General features: G+C 43.4%; 3 protein-coding genes. 2 read left to right on the top strand and 1 reads right to left on the bottom strand.

Annotation, left to right across the window (positions count from 1 at the left end; all coding sequences use genetic code 11):
- Positions 1-531 precede the first annotated feature (531 nt).
- Entirely contained in the window at positions 532-1,068 is a 537-nt protein-coding gene (locus BN3003_RS00015) for a MarR family winged helix-turn-helix transcriptional regulator (RefSeq protein WP_058304704.1), read from the bottom strand.
- A gap of 70 nt (positions 1,069-1,138) precedes the next feature.
- Here BN3003_RS00015 and BN3003_RS00010 point away from each other — a divergent pair, with 70 nt between their 5' ends.
- The gene (locus BN3003_RS00010) at positions 1,139-2,011 is read left to right on the top strand and encodes an EamA family transporter (RefSeq protein WP_058304703.1); all 873 of its coding nucleotides are present in this window, start codon (positions 1,139-1,141) and stop codon (positions 2,009-2,011) included.
- Positions 2,012-2,048: 37 nt separating this feature from the next.
- Positions 2,049-2,666 (top strand): nitroreductase family protein, encoded by a 618-nt coding sequence (locus BN3003_RS00005; protein WP_058304702.1) that lies wholly within the window; start codon positions 2,049-2,051, stop codon positions 2,664-2,666.
- The last annotated feature ends 500 nt before the right edge of the window (positions 2,667-3,166 follow it).

Genomic DNA, 3,166 nt, shown 5'->3' with positions numbered 1-3,166 from the left:
AGTTACAGGCCGCTTTCAATTCATCAATGCGCTTACCTTCAAGAACTCAAACTCAACCACTCAGATGCTCATGTATGTTGGCTGTAGCAATATCGGTTCTGTGAAATACTTGAAGCCATTCATGCGGCCTGTAGCTATCCTTACAGGCCGCTTTTTATTTAAATATTGTCATGATTCAAAATTCATGCGATATCTGAGTTGCTACCAGTTAAATAAGTGTTGAGCCGAGGTTTATTGGCCATTGGTTTCTTTTGAGTGACTGCTGGCTGATTTGATGTCAATCCAATATGAAAGAGCATAGCCGTCAATGCCATGGGTTGAATAGCTTCGATTAAACTTGATCACACTGTAAACCGGTTGTTGAAAATAGTATCAATAATAATGGGTTAAGGCTTTAAACCAGCAGCTATCACTCTGTTTAATATAAGCGGCCTGTAAATGCCCTATGCAGCATATGTTTTATGAAGTCAGATACCATCTTCTTAAATATGCTTGCATAAAATCGACAGTGCACAATCCCTGAAAACCCTGCTATTTGGCCTTTTGTTGGTGGGATGTTTCCAATGTACATAGCAACAGAGACAGTTGCTCATCAAGGTTTTCAATGACCTCCTTGGGCAGTCTTGCAAGTATGGCTTTCTCATTTTCTAGGTGTTTTTCAACGGCTTGATTGATCAGTTCTAGACCAGTATTTGTGAGTTGTACCAATGAGCTACGCGAATCTTCCTCATTTTTAATGCGCTCTATCAGGTTGCGGCTTTCTAGGCGTTTTAACCTGTGGGTCATGGTGCCCGATGTGACCATCAGTGTCGAAAAAAGCTCGGTAGGGCTCATGCAATATGGGCTACCAGAACGCCGTAATGTCGCCAACATATCAAACTCCCACAGACTCAGCTCATATTGGGATAGGCCAGCTTCTATTTGCTGTTCTAAATACATGGCACAACGCTTGATACGGCCTATGGGACCCATGGGGCTAAAGTCTTGGTGTGGATGCTCTTGCTGCCATTGATTAAGAATGACATCGACTGTGTCGCGATGTTGCTTCAAATTAGGTTTGTTTGTCATTTGTCTTGACTTGAAGATAGTTTGCTGAATAAGATTATATTATCTTCATTTCAAGATAAAGTGCAACACCATGTCAAACATTTCTTTATTACACAGATGGCGAGACATTCTCATTACTGCCATCGCGCCCATCATTTGGGGTTCAACTTATATTGTGACTTCCGAGTTTTTGCCACCAGACAGGCCTTTTACAGCCGCGCTTATCAGGGTATTACCAGCCGGTGTGCTGCTGTTTTTGTTCACCAGGCAGTTTCCTGCTCGCCATAATTGGTGGCGCTTGCTTGTATTGAGTGCGCTGAATATTGGTATTTTTCAAGCCTTATTGTTTGTAGCCGCTTACCGTTTGCCTGGAGGACTCGCGGCGGTATTGGGTGCCATTCAGCCATTAATTGTGATGGTGTTGATATGGGCGGTGAATGGTAAGTCTCCAACAAGATTGACCTTGGTCTCGGCAATCATGGGCGTTATTGGAATGGCAGTGCTATTACTGTCTCCGCAAACCATTTTTGAACCTATCGGAATGGCTGCTGCATTGTTAGGGGCTGCTTGCATGGCTACAGGCGTATGGCTGACTCGGCAGTGGCGATTAAGTTTGTCCTTATTGTCACTGACAGGGTGGCAATTGATTTTGGGTGGATTGATGCTGGCACCGATGGCTTGGTTAATAGATATGCCCTTACCGGTGTTGGGTATAAAAGAGTGGTCGGCATATGGGTATCTCAGTCTCGCCGGCGCTTTATTGGCTTATGTCCTTTGGTTTCGTGGTATCGCTCGTTTGCCAAGCATCGCGTTTGCCTCCCTCGGATTATTAAGCCCCCTTACCGCCGTGGTCTTAGGTTGGGTTTTTCTATCTCAATCCATAACAGGCACGGCGCTATTGGGACTGCTTATTGTTCTATTGAGTATTTTTGCGGTGCAATGGACCACAGTCCGAAATCAATAATCAACACACTTTCAAACCGATAACACCAGGAACCAATATGCATCATTCCATTCAACACCTGATTGAGACAAGAACGTCCATCAATCATTTTCAGCCCAATCGCCCCTTACAAGAAGATGAGATGATCACCTTAGTGGATTTGGCTACCAAGGCACCAACAGCGTATAACATGCAAAATTGGCGCTTTATTGCGGCACAATCAGAGGAAGCCAAAACCCGGCTGAAAGCGGCTGCGTTTGGTCAACAAAAAATAGTGGATGCTTCAATTGCATTTATTATTTGCGGTAAACTCGCCGAACACCAGCAATTACATAAAACCCTTCAAGCCAGTGTGAATGCCCATATCATTGAGCAACATGTTGCAGATGCATGGGTGTTACAGGCCGCCTCAGCTCATGAAAGCAATGAACAGTTGCAGCGAGACGAGGCAATGCGTTCAGCATCATTGGCTGCTATGACTTTGATGCTTGCGGCGCAAGACATGGGATTGGCTTCTTGTGCCATAGGTGGGTTTGATGCCATCGAGGTAGCGCGACAATTCTCACTTGCACCAAATGAATTGCCTGCTTTGGTCGTAGTTGTTGGTTATCCCGCAGCACACAATTGGCAGCAAAAAATAAGAAAGCCTCTGAAAGAAATACTGACGGTTATTTAATCATCAATAGTGATATTGGTAAGTTGAATTGTATGGTTGAGATTTATCGTTTGAATTCATATTGAGGAGGCCATTTAGTTTGGGCTCAGTGGTCTCCTCATTTATAAGAATTAACCATTTGAGATGAGAATTTTAACCAGCGAAGCATGTTATTTTGTATATTTGCATGTTTTTCTTAATTTAGAAACTAACATTCTTTGCATTTCCCCTGTGTTGTAGCGAATACTTCGTTGTGGTTCTCACGGTTTCTAAAATTCTTTCTTCTTAAAATCCTTTGTAAATCAGATGTATTGTCAAATTCCTGTAATCTTTTTGCCTTTAGGTGTTGACGGGTAGGCGAGATGTGCGTAAGATTCGGCTTCTTCGCTGCTGGCACAGCAACGAAACAGCCGCTTCGGTTGGTTCTTTGAGTGTCGTAGCATAGCTCTTTAAAAACAGATTACCGATAAGTGTGAGTGCGAAAAGCCTCACACTGCTAAAGAAGTAAAGACAAGATATGA

The organism is Vitreoscilla massiliensis, assembly GCF_001457815.1.
GTDB classification, from domain to species: Bacteria; Pseudomonadota; Gammaproteobacteria; order Burkholderiales; family Neisseriaceae; genus Vitreoscilla; species Vitreoscilla massiliensis.
The sequence above is the reverse complement of the archived record's forward strand: the minus strand, read 5'-3'. Positions and strand labels throughout refer to the sequence as shown.